14 protein-coding genes and 1 pseudogene are annotated in these 16,962 nt (G+C 40.8%); 6 read left to right on the plus strand and 9 right to left on the minus strand.

All coding sequences use genetic code 11. The features are described from left to right. Positions 1-137: 137 nt before the first annotated feature. From megL to pspA, 6 genes and pseudogenes are all read right to left on the minus strand, one after another. Positions 138-1,318, minus strand: a pseudogene (megL, locus tag AB8618_RS10740) (methionine gamma-lyase). A gap of 145 nt (positions 1,319-1,463) precedes the next feature. Beyond that, the gene (locus AB8618_RS10745) at positions 1,464-2,489 is read right to left on the minus strand and encodes a TIGR01620 family protein (RefSeq protein WP_413402663.1); all 1,026 of its coding nucleotides are present in this window, start codon (positions 2,487-2,489) and stop codon (positions 1,464-1,466) included. Next, the gene (locus tag AB8618_RS10750; RefSeq protein WP_413402665.1) at positions 2,486-3,904 is read right to left on the minus strand and encodes a YcjX family protein; all 1,419 of its coding nucleotides are present in this window, start codon (positions 3,902-3,904) and stop codon (positions 2,486-2,488) included. The genes AB8618_RS10745 and AB8618_RS10750 overlap by 4 nt, the downstream gene beginning before the upstream one ends. 63 nt (positions 3,905-3,967) lie before the next feature. Next, on the minus strand, positions 3,968-4,369 hold the full coding sequence (gene pspC / locus AB8618_RS10755; protein ID WP_075169626.1) for an envelope stress response membrane protein PspC: 402 nt from the start codon (positions 4,367-4,369) through the stop codon (positions 3,968-3,970). Next, positions 4,366-4,599, minus strand: a complete 234-nt coding sequence (pspB, locus tag AB8618_RS10760) for an envelope stress response membrane protein PspB (protein ID WP_138605052.1) — start codon at positions 4,597-4,599, stop codon at positions 4,366-4,368. The genes pspC and pspB overlap by 4 nt, the downstream gene beginning before the upstream one ends. 63 nt (positions 4,600-4,662) lie before the next feature. After that, a complete protein-coding gene (gene pspA / locus AB8618_RS10765) occupies positions 4,663-5,322 on the minus strand; it encodes a phage shock protein PspA (protein WP_010388087.1) in 660 nt (219 codons plus the stop codon). A gap of 186 nt (positions 5,323-5,508) precedes the next feature. Here pspA and pspF point away from each other — a divergent pair, with 186 nt between their 5' ends. From pspF to AB8618_RS10795, 6 genes are read left to right on the plus strand one after another with little or no spacing between them, the layout of a single operon-like run. Then, complete coding sequence (gene pspF / locus AB8618_RS10770; RefSeq protein WP_413402668.1) at positions 5,509-6,573, plus strand: phage shock protein operon transcriptional activator; 1,065 nt, start codon at positions 5,509-5,511, stop codon at positions 6,571-6,573. Between the two features lie 14 nt (positions 6,574-6,587). Next, positions 6,588-8,195, plus strand: a complete 1,608-nt coding sequence (locus tag AB8618_RS10775; protein ID WP_413402670.1) for an ABC transporter substrate-binding protein — start codon at positions 6,588-6,590, stop codon at positions 8,193-8,195. Next, positions 8,195-9,229 carry an ABC transporter permease gene (locus AB8618_RS10780; RefSeq protein ID WP_413402672.1) on the plus strand — a complete coding sequence of 345 codons (1,035 nt, stop codon included), beginning with the start codon at positions 8,195-8,197 and terminating at the stop codon, positions 9,227-9,229. Before AB8618_RS10775 ends, AB8618_RS10780 begins: the two co-directional genes overlap by 1 nt. Continuing rightward, the gene (locus AB8618_RS10785; protein WP_010388079.1) at positions 9,216-10,109 is read left to right on the plus strand and encodes an ABC transporter permease subunit; all 894 of its coding nucleotides are present in this window, start codon (positions 9,216-9,218) and stop codon (positions 10,107-10,109) included. The genes AB8618_RS10780 and AB8618_RS10785 overlap by 14 nt, the downstream gene beginning before the upstream one ends. After that, positions 10,110-11,102 (plus strand): oligopeptide/dipeptide ABC transporter ATP-binding protein, encoded by a 993-nt coding sequence (locus tag AB8618_RS10790; protein ID WP_413402674.1) that lies wholly within the window; start codon positions 10,110-10,112, stop codon positions 11,100-11,102. Next, on the plus strand, positions 11,102-11,863 hold the full coding sequence (locus AB8618_RS10795; RefSeq protein WP_413402676.1) for an ATP-binding cassette domain-containing protein: 762 nt from the start codon (positions 11,102-11,104) through the stop codon (positions 11,861-11,863). The genes AB8618_RS10790 and AB8618_RS10795 overlap by 1 nt, the downstream gene beginning before the upstream one ends. Positions 11,864-11,918: 55 nt before the next feature. Here AB8618_RS10795 and AB8618_RS10800 read toward each other — a convergent pair whose 3' ends face one another. From AB8618_RS10800 to lon, 3 genes are all read right to left on the minus strand, one after another. Beyond that, on the minus strand, positions 11,919-13,820 hold the full coding sequence (locus AB8618_RS10800; RefSeq protein ID WP_413402678.1) for a SurA N-terminal domain-containing protein: 1,902 nt from the start codon (positions 13,818-13,820) through the stop codon (positions 11,919-11,921). A gap of 173 nt (positions 13,821-13,993) precedes the next feature. Further along, complete coding sequence (locus tag AB8618_RS10805; protein WP_256872136.1) at positions 13,994-14,293, minus strand: HU family DNA-binding protein; 300 nt, start codon at positions 14,291-14,293, stop codon at positions 13,994-13,996. Between the two features lie 183 nt (positions 14,294-14,476). Beyond that, a complete protein-coding gene (gene lon, locus AB8618_RS10810) occupies positions 14,477-16,837 on the minus strand; it encodes an endopeptidase La (protein WP_418157302.1) in 2,361 nt (786 codons plus the stop codon). Positions 16,838-16,962: the final 125 nt, after the last annotated feature.

A 16,962-nucleotide genomic window follows, 5' to 3' on the forward strand; every position in this document is an offset into this window, starting at 1 on the left:
AATAGCTTGACGCAGATCAATACTTTTGCAGATCACAAAGATCGTAAATATATAATTACAGAAAAGCAAAGATAAAAACACACACCATATTCATTGGAACCTACAGATAGAAATTTGCGTAAACATTAAATTACACCTCAAGATATTTTAGTAAATGCTTGGTTGAGATCGTTAATAATATCGTTAACATCTTCAAGTCCAACTGATAAACGAATTAAACCATCACTAATTCCAGCAGCTAGTCTTTCTTCGGGAGTGTATGGCGAATGCGTCATCGATGCAGGGTGTTGAATGAGCGTTTCAGCATCGCCTAAGCTAACCGCTAATGTGCACAGTTGCATGCTATCAATAAACTGCTCACCGTCGGTTAAGCTCCCTTTAATTTCAAAGGCAATAACACCACCTGCCGCTTTCATTTGCTTACCAATATACTTGTAACCTGGGTGCGATTTAAGCCCAGGGTAATACACTTTATTTACTTGCGGATGGGCTTCTAAGTATTCGGCAATCGTTTGCGCACTTTGGCAATGGCGTTCTACGCGAATAGCTAAAGTTTTTAAACCTCGATTTATTAACCACGCATCGTGAGGACTAATAGTGGCACCAATATCTTTAAGCACGGTCATTTTAATCTGTGTAATATGCTCAAGTGAACCACACACAATACCCGCAACAACATCGCCGTGACCATTTAAATACTTGGTCGCGCTATGCATTATAATATCAATACCGTACTTTTTTGGTGACTGCAGTAGCGGGGTCAAAAAGTATTATCAACCACACTCAGTAAATTATGCTGTTTAGCCACGTTACCAATAAGTGCTAAATCAATCACTGCCATGGTTGGGTTGATTGGTGTTTCTACAAATATCATTTTTGAGTTAGGCTTAATGGCAGCGCGCAGTTCACTCTCATTAGTCATATCAACAAAGGTGACTTCAATTCCCCATCGCGGCAACATATGCGCAAAAAAAGCAAAGGTGCAGCCATACAGTGCGCTTGATGCAATTAAGTGATCGCCTTGCGATAGAAAGCTTAGTACCGAAGCGGATACCGCCCCCATACCTGTTGCCGTGGCGGCAGCGGCCTCACAGCCTTCTAATTGCGCCACTTTTTGCTCAAGTTCAGTCGTGGTTGGATTACCTAAACGCGTGTAAATATAACCGGGCTCTTCACCTGCAAAGCGGGCAGCACCTTGTGCGGCATTTTCAAAATGAAACGTAGACGTTTGATACAAAGGTGAGGTTAATGCGCCATGCGGATCGTTTGCTTTTTGTGGGCCATGGATACATTGGGTATTTTGATGATGCTTGCTCATTGTGTGTTCTCGTTTTTATTATGTGTGTCAATAGCATAAATAAAACGCACCGCACTTAAAATCACAAGCATGCCGGATGCTCAGATGGCTATTTGTGCAAACTTTACCCAAAAAGCTGTACACAAATATTGCCAACGAAGTCTCACTACTTAGTTTCAGCTCCCTTACGGCTCATAATTTTACTCGCAATCCCTTGGACTGTGCCTTTTAACAAGCTGCGCTTGTTTTCAAGACGCGGTAAGGGTCGGCTTAATTCCATGGCTTTATAACCAATACGCGCTGTAAATATACCGGCACTAACACCTTGTGCAGCTCGCCCAGAAAGCTTGCCTAATAATTCAGCACTCAGTGCCGTGGCAGCTAAATCAGATACGAGCTCTGCACTGCCTACAAACATTACTTGCTTAATAAGCATGCGGTAAAGTTTAATACGGCTGGCATAACCAAAGCCAATGCCATATATGCGGCCTATTTGCTCTATTAATTTAGTGCCACGCCACAGTACAGCCATCATATCCACCAGCGCAATTGGGCTTAGAGCAACTAATAAAGCTGATTCTGTTGCAAAACGGTTTATTAACTTTTTAGCTTGATTGTCTTGCGTTATCAATAAGCTATTCGCGTACAGGGACATTATTTCTTTGTCACTGTGGTGCGTAGCGACCTGATTTTTAAAGTTTTCGAAATTATCTAATTGCTGATGTTTATTAAGCTTTTCAAGCCAAGGTATCGCCCCGCCTACCTGCTCACTATTGAGCAAACGATTAGCTTCATGGCGGTGCAGCTGATTACGCTTTAAGCTGCGTAACATTCTATATTCACGCCACAATAAACGCGATATCAGGAGTAAACCGGTTATTACAGCGGTTAAGTACACCCCACCTAAAATAACAGACTGCTGAAACGCCAATACAATTGAAAATGCGAACTCAAGTAATATTAAAACAATAAAGCTCAGTGCAAATAGGCCTTTAAGGATTTGCCACTTAGACTTTTTATATACAGGCTCAATATCGATTTCAGGTTCAATTAGCTCGTCGCTATCTTTGCTAGGCTGCTCACTTTGTCCCTGCTCTACGACTTTAGCCGCTAATAAATCTGGTTCATTTTGCTCAATATTTTGGGCATTAATACGACGCCCAGCTTGAAATTGGTGTGTTGACTCACTCATGTTAACTTATCTCCTAACAAGTACTGCATCACATGGTCTAAGCGAATGTGCTTAAGCTGTTGATCTGGGCTTGGCATAGGTGCAAATGATAAAAACTCAAACCCATGTGCTGGCCACTCACTTTTATTAAGCATTCTGCTCGGCGGCTGAGGAGGCAGGTAAGTTAGCCACTGTTGTTCATTCAATGGCTTGCCATAGATACAGTCGAGTGTTTGCCCTTTATCAACCACTTGGCGAGACACAGTGGCAGCGATTGACGACATCGCCAGTGTTTCTATTTTAACCCCATCAAATTTTAAGTGATTGCTTTGCTCTTTAACTAACGAATCGAGTAACAGTGCAAGATCTTTGTGATACTTTGCACTGATGTGATCGGACTTATTAGCAGCAAATAATATTTTATCAATATTAGGTTTAAACAAGCGTTTAAAAAAACCAGAATCACCATAGCTAAAGTGTGACAATAGTTGATTGATAACTCGACTTTGCTCAGCTAGCGTTTCATAGCCTTCATTTAAAGCACTAAGTACATCTACCAAGACGATTTGACGGTCAAAATGGCGAAAATGCTCATTATAAAATGGCTTAACAACTTCTTTAACGTAAGCATCAAAACGTTTAATTAAATGCGCTAAGTTAGAACCTGCTACTACATCGTCACTTATTTTTTCAGGGCTAATTGGAAAAAATAATAATAATGGTGCACCTTGCAAGTCGCCCGGCATTAACATTCGCCCTGGCTGTAACATGGCAAGCTTAGTGTCTTTTTTTAGCCCTACCAACATGGTTTGATAACATTTTGCAATATTAGCCAGTGCGTTTTCATCTACCGGTGCATCTAAATCAAGCTGCTCTATGGATTGTAAAAATTCAGCTGAGCTTTGGTTACGTGGCGTTTGGCTTAGCAATGGATATTGTTGCTCGCACCATTGCTCAAAGCTTTGCGCGAGCATAGGTAGGTCCAGCAACCACTCACCAGGATAGTCAATAATATCTAAATACAGCGTCGATTGTGGTGAGAAATGACCGCGCAGACCCGCGTTGCTTTGATATTTAATCGCCAAACGTAAAGTATTTATTCGTTCGGTAGAAGCGGGCCATGCAGGGTCGCCTTCACTTGGCAGTAAAGCACTTATTGCGCGGTTATAATCAAAGGTAGGAACGTTCAATGCCTCTTGCGGCACAATTTTAGTAGCAATGTGGCGATGTTCACGCATTACATCAAAAAAAGGTAAGTTGTTGTCATTCGCCTGAGAGGTTAAATGTTTAACTAGCGCGCTAATGAACGCAGTTTTACCACTGCCGCTCAGCCCTGTTACGGCAAGTTTAACGTGTTGATCTAAACTACGGTGCAGGGCCTTTTGGGCTTTGCCTTTAACGCTTTTAAAGGTCTTTTTTGCAAATGATTGGCTCATAAAGTGTTTTGCACCTTAGTTGCCGTCATTGATCACGCTGCAAACAAGGTGCTTATCAATCCCTTAAAGTTTATTAATTTCACGGCTAACCGTAAACTCGCTTGAAGTAACGTAGCGTTCCATGTTTTGAAGGCGGCTATCTACACGGGTTAATCGCTCTTTTAAGTCTTGCAGCGCACGACGCGGTGGCTCGCCTTTTTGCCATACTTTAAATTTTACTTCTAGCGGATCACCGCCATACGTTGATTGTGTTTTATTTACAGCACTGGGTTGTTTTTTATCTAAAATAAACCACGCTGCAATATACGCTACCACAAATAATGGGCCACCGGTTAGTAGTACAGCACTAACAAAAATAATGCGAACTAACCATAACTCCATATTAAAGTAGTCACTTAATCCCGCACATACACCGGCAATTTTACCGCGTTGTGGGTCTCTTAATAATTCGCGTTTGGTGTTCATACTTTTTGTCTCCACTGCGGTGACTCTTGATCAAGTAACGCTTCTAATGTCTCGATTCTATCAGTCATTTTTTCAGCTTTTTGAGCAAGCTCCAATAACTGGTGATGCTCATGCTCGCTTAACCCTTGGCTTACCTGCTTTTTGCTTCGGTAGTGTAAAATTAACCACAGTGGTGCAACAAAAATCATAAACAAGATAAAGGGTGCAACTAGTATCTCTGGATCAAACATAATCCTCTCCTGACAATCCGTATTCAATGTTGATGTCAGGGGCACAAGGCCCCTGTTTTATATTTATTTATTCGAGAGTTTCTTTTTAAGTTCAGCTAACTCGTCGTCAATTTTTTCATTCTTTTGTAAATCAGCAATTTCATCTGCTAACGTTTGTTTACCCAAATCATAAGACTCTATTTGAGATTCTAGCCCATCAATTTTGGTTTCGTAACGTTCAAAACGATTAAGTGCATCATCCACTTTAGAACTATCAAGTGCTTTTTTAACCTCAAGGCGCGACTCAGCCGAGCGTTGACGTAAAATAATAGCTTTTTGACGTGCTTTAGCGTCCGCTAGTTTCTCTTGTAGCGTAGTCACTTCTTGCTGTAGTTTCTCGATATGAGATTCTACATGATCAAGTTCACTTTCTACTGCAGCGACTGCATCTGCTGATTTTTGCTTTTCAAGTAAAGCTGAGCGAGCTAAATCATCACGATCTTTGCTCAGTGCTAATTCGGCTTTATCTTGCCAATCGCTTACTTGGGCTTTTAGTGTATCTACGCGACGTACTAATTCTTTTTTCTCAGCAAGGGTTTTTGCTGACGTAGAGCGTACCTCTACAAGTGTATCTTCCATCTCTTGGATAATAAGACGAACCATTTTTTCAGGATCTTCTGCTTTATCTAAAATGGCATTGATATTAGAATTAACAATGTCTGCAAAACGTGAAAAAATTCCCATAACATATACCTCTATTATTTAATCTAAATGTGTCTGCTTTTATTAGTATCAATATGCTTGCCAACTTTTATAATTTTAAAATACCATTTATTTTCAATATGTTAAATGTATATTACAAATTACTTTTGTTATCTCTCATAATGAAATACACTAACTGTTAGTAAAAATGACTAAGAGTTAGGAAATATGAGTCAATATCGCCAACAGGACAATTTACTTGGCCAATCAGACAGCTTTTTATCGGTGCTTGATCAGGTTTCGCAACTGGCTAACCTAGATAAACCCGTACTCATTATTGGTGAGCGTGGCACGGGTAAAGAGCTAATTGCTGCACGTTTACACTTTTTATCCAAGCGCTGGGATCAAAGTTACGTCAAGCTTAACTGTGCGGCATTAAACGAAAACCTACTCGAGAGTGAATTATTTGGTCATGAAAGTGGTGCTTTTACAGGCGCAAGTAAACGCCATGAAGGCCGCTTTGAACGTGCTAATAGCGGCACCTTATTCTTAGATGAGTTAGCAAATACCTCTGCCATGGTTCAAGAAAAGCTACTAAGAGTGATTGAGTATGGTGAATTTGAGCGTGTTGGCGGCAAGCAAACCGTTAAAGTAGATACTCGCTTAGTCTGTGCAACCAATGAAGACTTGCCACATTTAGCCGAGCAAGGTGAATTTAGAAGCGATTTACTCGATAGGCTCGCGTTTGATGTGATCACCTTACCGCCACTGCGTGAACGTCAAGATGACATTATGTTACTGGCAGAACAATTTGCGATGAATATGGCACGAGACCTTGAGTGGGAGCTATTTAGTGGTTTTACCCGCAGTGCACAAGAAAGTTTGCTCAGTTATGAGTGGCCAGGTAATGTCCGTGAACTTAAAAACGTGGTGGAGCGAAGTCTGTATCGCCACGGCAATGAACATATTCCTGTACATAAAATTATTTTAGACCCATTCGAAAGTCGCTTTAGACCTAAAGCCCGCATAAAACATGCACAAGCACCTGCTATAATACAATCTGAACCGACTACTCATGCTCAACCTGCAGAAGCGCCTGTAGCATTGAGTTCAAGTATCAAAGAACCTGAGTTTCCATGCGACTTAAAAACGCTCTCTAATGAATTTGAAATTACATTAATAAAAAAAGCATTAGAACATAGCCAATTTAATCAAAAGAAGACTGCAGAAGTACTTGGTTTAACGTATCATCAACTACGTGGTTATTTGAAAAAATACAATTTGCTAGAATAGTAGAGGTTGTGCGGGTGCATAAATTATTACTTGCTTTAATATCATTGAGCTTAGTAGGTTGCATTGATAGTAAAGAAGAAATCTTAGAAGAAAAAAACCAAGGTCTTGTTTATTGCGCCGAGGCTAACCCTGTGTCGTTCAATCCACAAGTCACAACCACAGGGTCAACTATCGATATTATTGCTAACCAGTTATACGACCGGTTAATTAGTATTGATCCCATAACCGCTGAGTTTAAGAGTGAACTTGCCACTGATTGGAAAATCAGTAAAGACGGTAAATCGGTTACCTTTACTTTGCGCAAAGGAGTTAAGTTCCATACCACCTCTTATTTCACTCCTAGCCGTGAATTTAACGCTGATGATGTGATATTTACTTTTAGCCGATTATTTGACGTTTATAACCCTTATCACTTTATTGGCGATGCTAATTACCCTTACTTTCAAAGTGTGGGGATTGACCAGCTAATTCGTAAAATTGTTAGAGTATCTGATCATCAAGTCCGGTTTGAATTATTTAATGCCGAAAGTAGCTTTTTAGCCAATATGGCGACCGATTTTGCTGTAGTGCTTTCTAAAGAATATGCCATGGCGCTTAAAGCTAATAATCAAGAAAACTTATTTGACCAATACCCAATTGGTACGGGACCTTATATTTACAAAGAGTATCGACGCGATCATTTAGTACGCTTTTATAAAAACGCTGATTATTGGAAACATGATGTTGCCCTTGAGCAATTGGTGTACGACATTACTCCAAATGGTACCACCCGTATCGCAAAAATATTGACCAAAGAATGTGATGTAACTGCACACCCAAGCAGTGCCCAATTAAGTATCTTAGCGCAGCGTGATGATATTAATGTTGAAAGAGAAACTAACTTAAATATTGGTTACTGGGCATTTAATACCGAGCGTCCACCTTTTGATAACCTAAAAGTACGTCAAGCATTAGTTCATGCCATTGATATAGATAAAATAATGCAGGCGGTGTATTACGGTAATGGCTTGCGTGCACAGTCTATTCTTCCGCCTACGTCATGGGCGTTTGAACTACAAAAAAACATGCCTATTTTTGACCCACAGTTGGCAAAAAGGTTATTAACTGAAGCCGGTTTTCCAAAAGGCTTTGATATGAGCATTTGGGCTATGCCCGTAAGCCGTATTTATAACCCCAACGCCCGCAAAATGGCTGAGCTAATGCAAAGTGATTTACGCAAAATTGGCGTTAACGTAAACATTGTAGAATATGAATGGAACACCTTTATTCAACGCATTGGGGAGCATCGCCACGACAGTGTGTTATTAGGTTGGGCAGCTGATACGCCTGATCCCGATAACTTTTTTAGCCCATTATTAAGTTGTACTGCGACATTCAGCGGCAAAAACCCAGCAAACTGGTGTAATCCAGAATTTGATTTACTGCTAACCAAAGCGTTAGACACCACAGATTTAAATTTACGTAAACAATATTATGACGCAGCACAGAGCATGATCATCAAACAATTGCCTCTACTGCCAATTGCCCACGGCATGCGTTTTCAAGCAAGTAGCGCAGACGTTGAGGGTATTACCTTAGGGCCATTCGGTGCTATTTCGTTGGCTAACGCGAGGAAAAGATAATGATCTTAGATTATATTTTACGCCGCCTCGGACTGTTATTTTTTATGGTGTTACTACTAAGCATTTTTACCTTTTCGTTGAGTTACTTATTTCCCGGCGATCCACTTAGTAATTTAAGCGGCATACCAGATACTAACTTTACCCAAAATGCGCAGTTAGAAGAAAAGTACTTGTTTAACAGTAACTACTTTATGCAGTACATCGCCTTTGTAGGACGAATTTTACAAGGGGACTGGGGAATGTCATTCGCCTCGGGGGGCAGTGTTTTCGCCCATGTAATTGATTTAATCCCTGCAACGTTAGAACTAAGTATTTACGCGTTAGTTATCTCGGTGGTAGTGGGTGTGCCTATGGGTATTTTAGCATCGGCATATAATAAACAATGGCCTGATAAATTTATTAGCTCTACAGCGATGATTGGCTATTCTATGCCAATTTTTTGGCTGGCATTATTATTAATTATGGTTTTTTCGCTCAAACTTGGCTGGTTTCCCATGTCGGGGCGAGTGAGCTTGTTGTATGAGATACCTGCGAGCACAGGGTTTATTTTACTTGATATTTTACTCGCTGATTTTCCTTACAATGGCTTGGCCATGTTAGATGCGCTGCATCACCTTACCTTACCCACTATTGTACTTGCTATGTATCCAACCACGGTATTAGTGCGCTTTACCCGCGAATCAATGTTAAAAGTAATGGATCAAAATTTCATTAAAACGGCTCGCGCCAAAGGGCTTACTCGTGGACAGCTTATTATTCATCACGCCCTAAGAAATGCCTTACTACCGGTTATAAAACAAATAGGTTTGCAGTTTAGTACCTTGATCACCCTAGCGATGATTACTGAAGTTATTTTTTCATGGCCTGGGATTGGTCGTTGGTTAATAGACAGTATTTATCAACGTGATTATCCTGCCATACAAGGTGGATTAATGGCTGTCTCTTTATTTATTATTATTGCCACAATTATGGCCGAACTGACCTACACCCTACTCGATCCTCTGTCTCGGAACCAAGCGCATGGCAAAGTTTAACTTATTTTCAGAAGATTCAAATAAGTCGCCATTAGCGAGACTCTGGCGAAAGTTTAAAAATAACCACCCTGCACTGGTTGGTTTGTGGGTGTTTATTGCCTTTAGCTTGTTAGCGGCTACCGCGCCTTTTCTTGCACCTTATGGGGTAAACCAACAGCACAGTGATGCACTACTACTGCCACCCTCGTGGAATGAAATGGGCGATGTGCGGTTTATACTTGGCACCGATGATTTAGGCCGAGATGTGCTCTCTCGTTTAATGAATGGTGCCACATATACATTTGGGTTATCGGTTGTAGCTGCACTGATCACCACTGTTATTGGTGTGTTGGTAGGTACCTTTGCTGGGATCAGTAAAGGCATACGTTCTAGTTTTTTGAACCATTTACTGGACGTAACGCTTTCAATTCCCTCATTATTACTGGCCATTATTATTATTGCCATACTCGGCCCTGGATTAATGAATACCGTATGGGCAATTATTTTGGCCCTGTTGCCTCAATTTATTCATTCGATTAGAAACCTGATAGTTGACGAACTTGGCAAAGATTATGTTACAGCTTACCGCTTAGATGGTGCCTCTAAATGGCATATTTTATCACGCGGAATTTTCCCTAACGTGTATGAATATATTGTGGTTATTTTTACGATGGCGCTTTCTACTGCTATTTTAGATATTGCAGCGTTAGGTTTTTTAAAACTGGGTGCACAGCCACCGACCACTGAATGGGGCGCTATTTTAGCAGAGAACTTAGGACTTATATATTTAGCACCCTGGACGGTAGCATTGCCGGGCGTACTGCTATTTTTAGCGGTTCTTTCAACAAACTTAGTGGGCGATGGACTTCGCAAAGTTTTACAAGCGCGTAAGGCCGATTAAATGCAGTTACTAGATATTCGAAACTTAACCATTGAACTTCAAACGTCTGAAACTGCCATTCGCGCTGTTGACCGCGTAAGCTTTAGTTTAAAAGAAGGTGAAGTACACGCTTTAGTGGGCGAATCAGGCTCTGGTAAAAGCTTAATTGCAAAAGCCATTGTCGGCGTGCTTAATGAACGTTGGGTGATAACCGCAGATAGAATGCATTGGCGTGGTGTTGACTTAATGCGCTTAACACCAGAGCAACGCCGTAAAACGGTTAGCCAAGACATTGCGATGATTTACCAAGATCCCAGTCGTTGTCTAGATCCGACTGCAAAAATATTCAATCAAATCGCTGAAACACTACCTGAAGTGGCTGCTAAAGGGTTTTTCTTAAAACGCAACCGAGAGCGTAAAGACCGTGTTAAAGCTTTAATACATAAAGTAGGTATTAAAAATCATGAAGCGGTGCTTGATAGTTACCCGCATGAGCTCTCTGAGGGCGTATGCCAAAAGGTCATGATAGCCATGGCAATTGCCCGCACACCAAAGTTGCTCATTGCAGATGAGCCTACAACCGCACTAGAAAGCACCACCCGTGCACAGGTGTTTAGGTTATTAAAAAGTTTAAACCAGCTAAAGAACATGTCTATTTTGATGATTTCTCATGAACTAGAAGAAATTATTAATTGGTCGCATGGTATCCATGTACTGTACTGCGGGCAAATGGTTGAAGCTGGCCCAACACACCGCATCTTTAGCCAACCTCGTCATCCGTATACACAAGCTTTATTAAAAAGCCTACCTGATTATGAGCATGGTTTAGCCCATAAAGAACCCTTTTATGCGCTTAAAGGCACTATTCCAACATTGCAACATTTACCGATTGGTTGTCGACTCGGTCCACGTTGCCCACAAGCACAAAAAGAATGTGTGGTTGCGCCTAAACTTTCAAAGCATCATGGTCATAGCTACGCCTGTCACTTTCCGCTGATCAAGGACATTAAATAATGCAACCTCTGTTGAAAGTTCAAGCCTTATCAAAAGCCTTTAATATGCGAGCGGGTCTGTTTAGCCGTAAAAAGTTTGATGTTTTAAAAAACATCTCATTTTGTATTGGTAAAGGTGAAACGATAGCCATAATTGGTGAAACAGGCTCAGGAAAAAGTACCCTAGCTAAATTATTAGTGGGTGCATACAGTGCCGATAGCGGGCAAATATTATTAGAAAATAACACCATTGAAAATAATGGTAATCGTGATGCGCAGTGTCGTTTTATCAGAATGATTTTTCAAGACTCCGCCACCTCATTAAACCCAGCAGTGACCATTGCTGAAATGCTGGATGATTGCCTAAAATTTAATACTGATTTTGATAAAACTCAACGCAGTGAAAAAATAGGTAGTACGTTGCTTAAAGTGGGTTTACTGGTTGACCACCAGCAATACTACCCGCATATGTTTAGTGTGGGGCAATTACAGCGTGTAGCGCTCGCTCGCGCGCTTATATTAGATCCTAAGGTCGTTGTGCTCGATGAGGCACTTTCATCGCTTGACCCCTCTGTAAGAGCGCAAATAGTTAACCTATTACTTAAACTACAGCTTGAAACTGGCTTAACTTATATTTTGATCACCCATCATTTAAGTTTAGTGCGCCATATTAGCGACCAGTTGGTGGTACTCAATAAAGGTGAGATTGTTGAATACGGTGCTACAGAAACTATTTTTCAAAACCCGCAGTCAAAGGTTACCCAGCGCTTGTTGAGTTGTTAATGTGTTAAAAAACAAAAAAGGCGCCAATTGGCGCCTTTTTTAATTTAGCTATTACTTATTCAGCCGGTTGAGCTGCTTTTGGTACATTAAGCTCTGCTTGTTGCTTAAGCGATTCAATGAATACCGTATAGTTTTTCTGTGCTTGCGCCATGGTAATGTTTTGCTTCATTTGTGGCTCAATGTTATCACTCACTGGTACATCATTTACCGCATTAAGCGCAACAATCGCGGCATCACCATTATTTAAGTTAACCACATCATACACAGCCGCATCACCAGGATGTGCCATTTTGAATACTTGGGTTACAATAGCAGGCGAAACTGCAAAGCTTTCACGAGTAAGTTGCGACTCTTGACGAACACTTAGTGATTGCTCAGCAGCCACATCGTTTAAGCTCTTACCCTCTTTTACTTGTGCAAATAAGGTGCGTGCTTTTTCTTTTGCAAGGTCTGACGCTTTTTCATTTACTAAGCGTGTTTTAATTTGCTCACTTACCTCGCTTAATGCTTTGGTTGCCGCAGGTTGGTGCTCATTTACACGCACCACAATTACGTGCTCATTACCAAGCTCAATCACTTCTGAATTCACTTTATCTTCGAGTAATTCAACTGATGATAATGCAGTAATTACCGCCGGATTATTAAGCGGCTCAGGAAGTGCGCTAAGCGCAAGCAAAGGAGTAGACTGTACTTCAACACCCGCCACTTCAGCAGCATCGTCTAAGCGATCAGAAATCTCAAAGGCTAATGCTCCCATTTCTGTTTGCTTATCGTAAAAAGCATCTACTTTTTCAGCTTGCTCAAGTTCAGCACGTAAATCAGCTTTAACCTCATCAAACTGTTTAACTTGTTGAGTTTGCAGATCAGTCAGTTTGATGATGTGATACCCAAACTCAGAGGCAACTACGTCAGAGTAATCACCTTTATTTTGTAATGCGAATGCTGCATCTTCAAATGCAGGCTCCATAACATCACGTTCAATCCACTCTAAATCGCCACCCATTTCGGCACTAACAATGTCATCTGAAGATGTCTCTGCTAGCTCAGCAAAATCAGCACCTGCATTAAGCTGGGCAAGTAAAGAGTCAGCTTTCGCTTTAGCCGCATCATCATCTTCACTATTATCGATTAGAATATGCGACACACGACGTTTTTCTGGTTCAACATATTGCGCTTTACTCTGCTCGTAATATGCTTTCACATCGTCTTCGCTTACCGTTGCTACATTAATATCATCTGCATTTAGTTCGATGTAATTAACTGAAATTAACTCAGGTGATAAAAACTGACCTGCATTTAATTCATAGTAATCTGCAACTTCTTGCTCTGTAACTTCAACATCAGCTTGCATTGTTTGTTTATCAATTACTAAGTAATCAATGCTACGGGTTTGTTGTTGCAGTGCAATGGCTGATTTAAGCTCATTTTGAAGCGCAAAGTCAGTACCCGCAACAGCAGATACTAATTGGCTACGCGTCATATCATCACGCAAGTACTCACGAAATGCGTCAGGTTGAAAGTTCATTTGACGAATAACTTGTAAATAACGGTCGTTATTAAACTTGTCGCCAATTTTAAAATAAGGTAGCTCTAAAATTGTTTTGCGAACACTATCATCACTTACGCGAAGACCAAGCTCGGCAGCTAGCTGGCTTTGTAATTCTTGTTGTACTAAACGGTCAATCACGCCTTGACGGATTTGAGCCATGTAAGTTGGATCAGCTGCTATTTGGGTAAAGTACTCACCAAATTGTTGTTCTAAGCGGCTACGTTCATTTTGAAACGCACGGCTAAATTCTGTTTGGCTAATTTTAATTCCATTTACTTCAGCAACGGGTTGTTCTGTGGTTTGACCTAAGTAACTACCGATCCCAGCTAAGGCAAAAGATAAAATCACCGCGCCTAAAATGACTTTGGCTACCGGCCCTTGCGAACCTTCTCTGATTTTCTCAAGCATTTGTTTATCTCTTTTCTGAGCAAGGTATTTTCTACCTTGTCATATGTAAAAAAAGCGTATCTTACCAGATACGCTTTTTCACTTGAAGTAACTGGCGGTTAAGTAACTTAATTTATCGATTGCAATAATTAAGCGGATCTTTACTCGCCATAACTAAATTGTTTACACAATGATTAGTTTACTGCGTCTTTAAGCGCTTTACCGGCTTTGAAAGCTGGGATGTTAGCTGCAGCAATTTGAATCGTTTCACCAGTTTGTGGGTTACGACCTGCACGAGCAGCACGCTCACGTACAGAGAAAGTACCAAAACCAACAAGTGCAACTGAGTCGCCATCTTTTAGCGCGCCAGAAACAGATTCGATGAATGAATCTAGTGCACGACCTGCAGCCGCTTTAGAAATGTCAGCATCAGCTGCGATTTGATCGATTAATTGAGATTTATTCACAATATCATCCTCTTTCATTGTTGTTATCAAGAGCGATTGTTTTTTAAACTAACATCACTGTTTTGAAATTTTTGAGCAATTTTTTTAAAGCTCATATGATTATATTTTTCTTAAGCCTAGGCCCTGCAAGGGCTAGGCTTGAAAACCAGTGCTTAACTTATCATACCGTTTAGATTTGAAAAGCCCCTAAAAGCACTTTTTTTGGCTTTTTTACTTCTTTTTCGGTGTTTCGACTGAAAAACTATCAACTGGATGCACTAAAGCAAGCTTCAATACTTCGTCAATCCAAGTAACTGGGTGAATCTCAAGGCCCGCCAATACGTTGTCAGGTATCTCTTTTAAGTCACGTTCGTTAATTTTAGGGATCACTACCGTTTTAATACCACCACGATGAGCCGCTAATAATTTTTCTTTTAAACCACCAATTGGCAGTACTTCACCACGTAGGGTAATCTCACCCGTCATGGCCACATCAGAGCGCACTGGATTGCCCGTTAGGCTTGAAACCAAACACGTAACCATTGCAATACCGGCACTTGGACCATCTTTAGGAGTTGCGCCCTCAGGTACATGCACGTGAATATCACGTTTTTCATAAAAGTCGCTATTAATACGTAGCTCATCAGCACGATTACGCACAACTGTCATTGCCGCTTGAATCGACTCTTGCATTACATCGCCTAACGAGCCGGTGTAAGTCAACTTGCCTTTACCTGGTACCGCAGCACATTCAATAGTCAGTAAGTCACCGCCTACTTCTGTCCATGCTAAGCCAGTTACTTGGCCAATACGGTCGCCATCTTCTGCTTTACCATAATCAAAACGTTGCACACCTAGGTACTCTTCAAGATTATCTGCATCGATAGTGACCGTTTTGGTGCCTTTTTCCATTAAAATATTTTTAACCGCTTTACGGCATAATTTAGACACTTCACGCTCTAAGTTACGCACACCCGCTTCACGCGTGTAATAACGAATAATCCCGATAATGGCACTGTCGGCAATCTCAACTTCTTTCTCTTTTAAACCATTACGCTTAACCTGCTTTGGAATTAAGTGTTCTTTAGCGATATTTAATTTTTCGTCTTCGGTATAACCGGCTAAACGAATAACTTCCATACGATCCAATAAAGGCCCTGGAATATTGAAGCTATTAGAGGTAGCAACAAACATTACATCAGATAAGTCGTAATCGACTTCTAGGTAATGATCAGCAAAATGGCTGTTTTGCTCAGGGTCGAGTATTTCAAGTAATGCTGATGCAGGGTCGCCACGCATATCTGCTGACATTTTATCAATTTCATCTAACAAGAATAACGGGTTTTTAACGCCCACTTTAGTCATGTTTTGAATCAACTTACCAGGCATAGAGCCAATATAAGTACGACGGTGACCACGTATCTCAGCTTCATCACGTACACCACCCAGTGCCATACGAATGTACTTACGGCCAGTTGAACGCGCAATAGATTGCCCAAGAGAGGTTTTACCTACCCCTGGCGGCCCAACTAAACACAAAATAGGCCCTTTAAGCTTATTAGTACGCTGCTGTACCGCGAGATATTCAATAATACGCTCTTTAACTTTATCAAGTCCGTAGTGATCGCTATCTAGTATTTTTTGCGCGCCTGCTAAATCTTTTTTAACTTTAGAGCGTTTTTTCCACGGTACGTTAATTAGCGTATCTATGTATGAGCGAACAACACTAGCTTCTGCCGACATCGGCGACATCATTTTAAGTTTATTAAACTCTGCCGTGGCTTTTTCTTTCGCTTCGTTAGGCATACCTGACTCTTCGATGCGTTTTTTTAGCGCTTCGAATTCATCTGGCACATCGTCAATTTCACCAAGCTCTTTTTGAATCGCTTTCATTTGCTCATTGAGGTAATACTCACGCTGCGATTTTTCCATCTGCTTTTTAACGCGGGTACGAATTTTTTTCTCAACTTGCAATAAGTCTATCTCACCTTCCATCAGCGCCATTAAGTACTCTAAGCGCTCTGTAACGCTTGATATTTCAAGTACTTTTTGTTTTTCAGGCACTTTTAATGGCATATGCGCAGCCATGGTATCAGCAAGACGCGCTGGCTCATCAATACCAGAGACCGAAGTCATCACTTCAGGTGGGATTTTTTTATTTAATTTTACGTAGCCTTCAAACTGGCTTAATGCACTGCGAATAAAAATATCTTGTTCTTGCTCGTTTACTGAATCAGACTCAATAAACTGTGCATTGGCAACAAAGAAGTCTTCGTTATCAACAAACTCTTCGATATTCGCACGCTGCGTGCCTTCAACTAATACTTTTACTGTACCATCGGGTAGCTTTAATAATTGAAGTACAGTCGCAATTGTCCCTACACGATAAATATCGTCTTTCTCAGGCTCATCTACAGTTGCATCTTTTTGTGCAACTAAGAAAATTTGTTTGTCTTTATCCATTGCCGCTTCAAGGCATTTTATTGATTTTTCACGGCCTACAAAAAGCGGGATCACCATGTGTGGATACACCACTACATCGCGCAGTGCTAGCACAGGGATTTCGACTCGATCGTTTCTCTCAAGCGTCATTGTATTTTCTCTTTGCACTTCATTTATTTAAAGATTACTCAAGTATATGGGGATAACCTAATTAAAGTTCAACAATTTTTGCCAACTCGATTAAATTAATTATAAAAAAAGGAGCCATTGGCTCC

The organism is Pseudoalteromonas sp. RW-H-Ap-1, from assembly GCF_048318575.1.
In the GTDB taxonomy this organism is placed as follows: domain Bacteria; phylum Pseudomonadota; class Gammaproteobacteria; order Enterobacterales; family Alteromonadaceae; genus Pseudoalteromonas.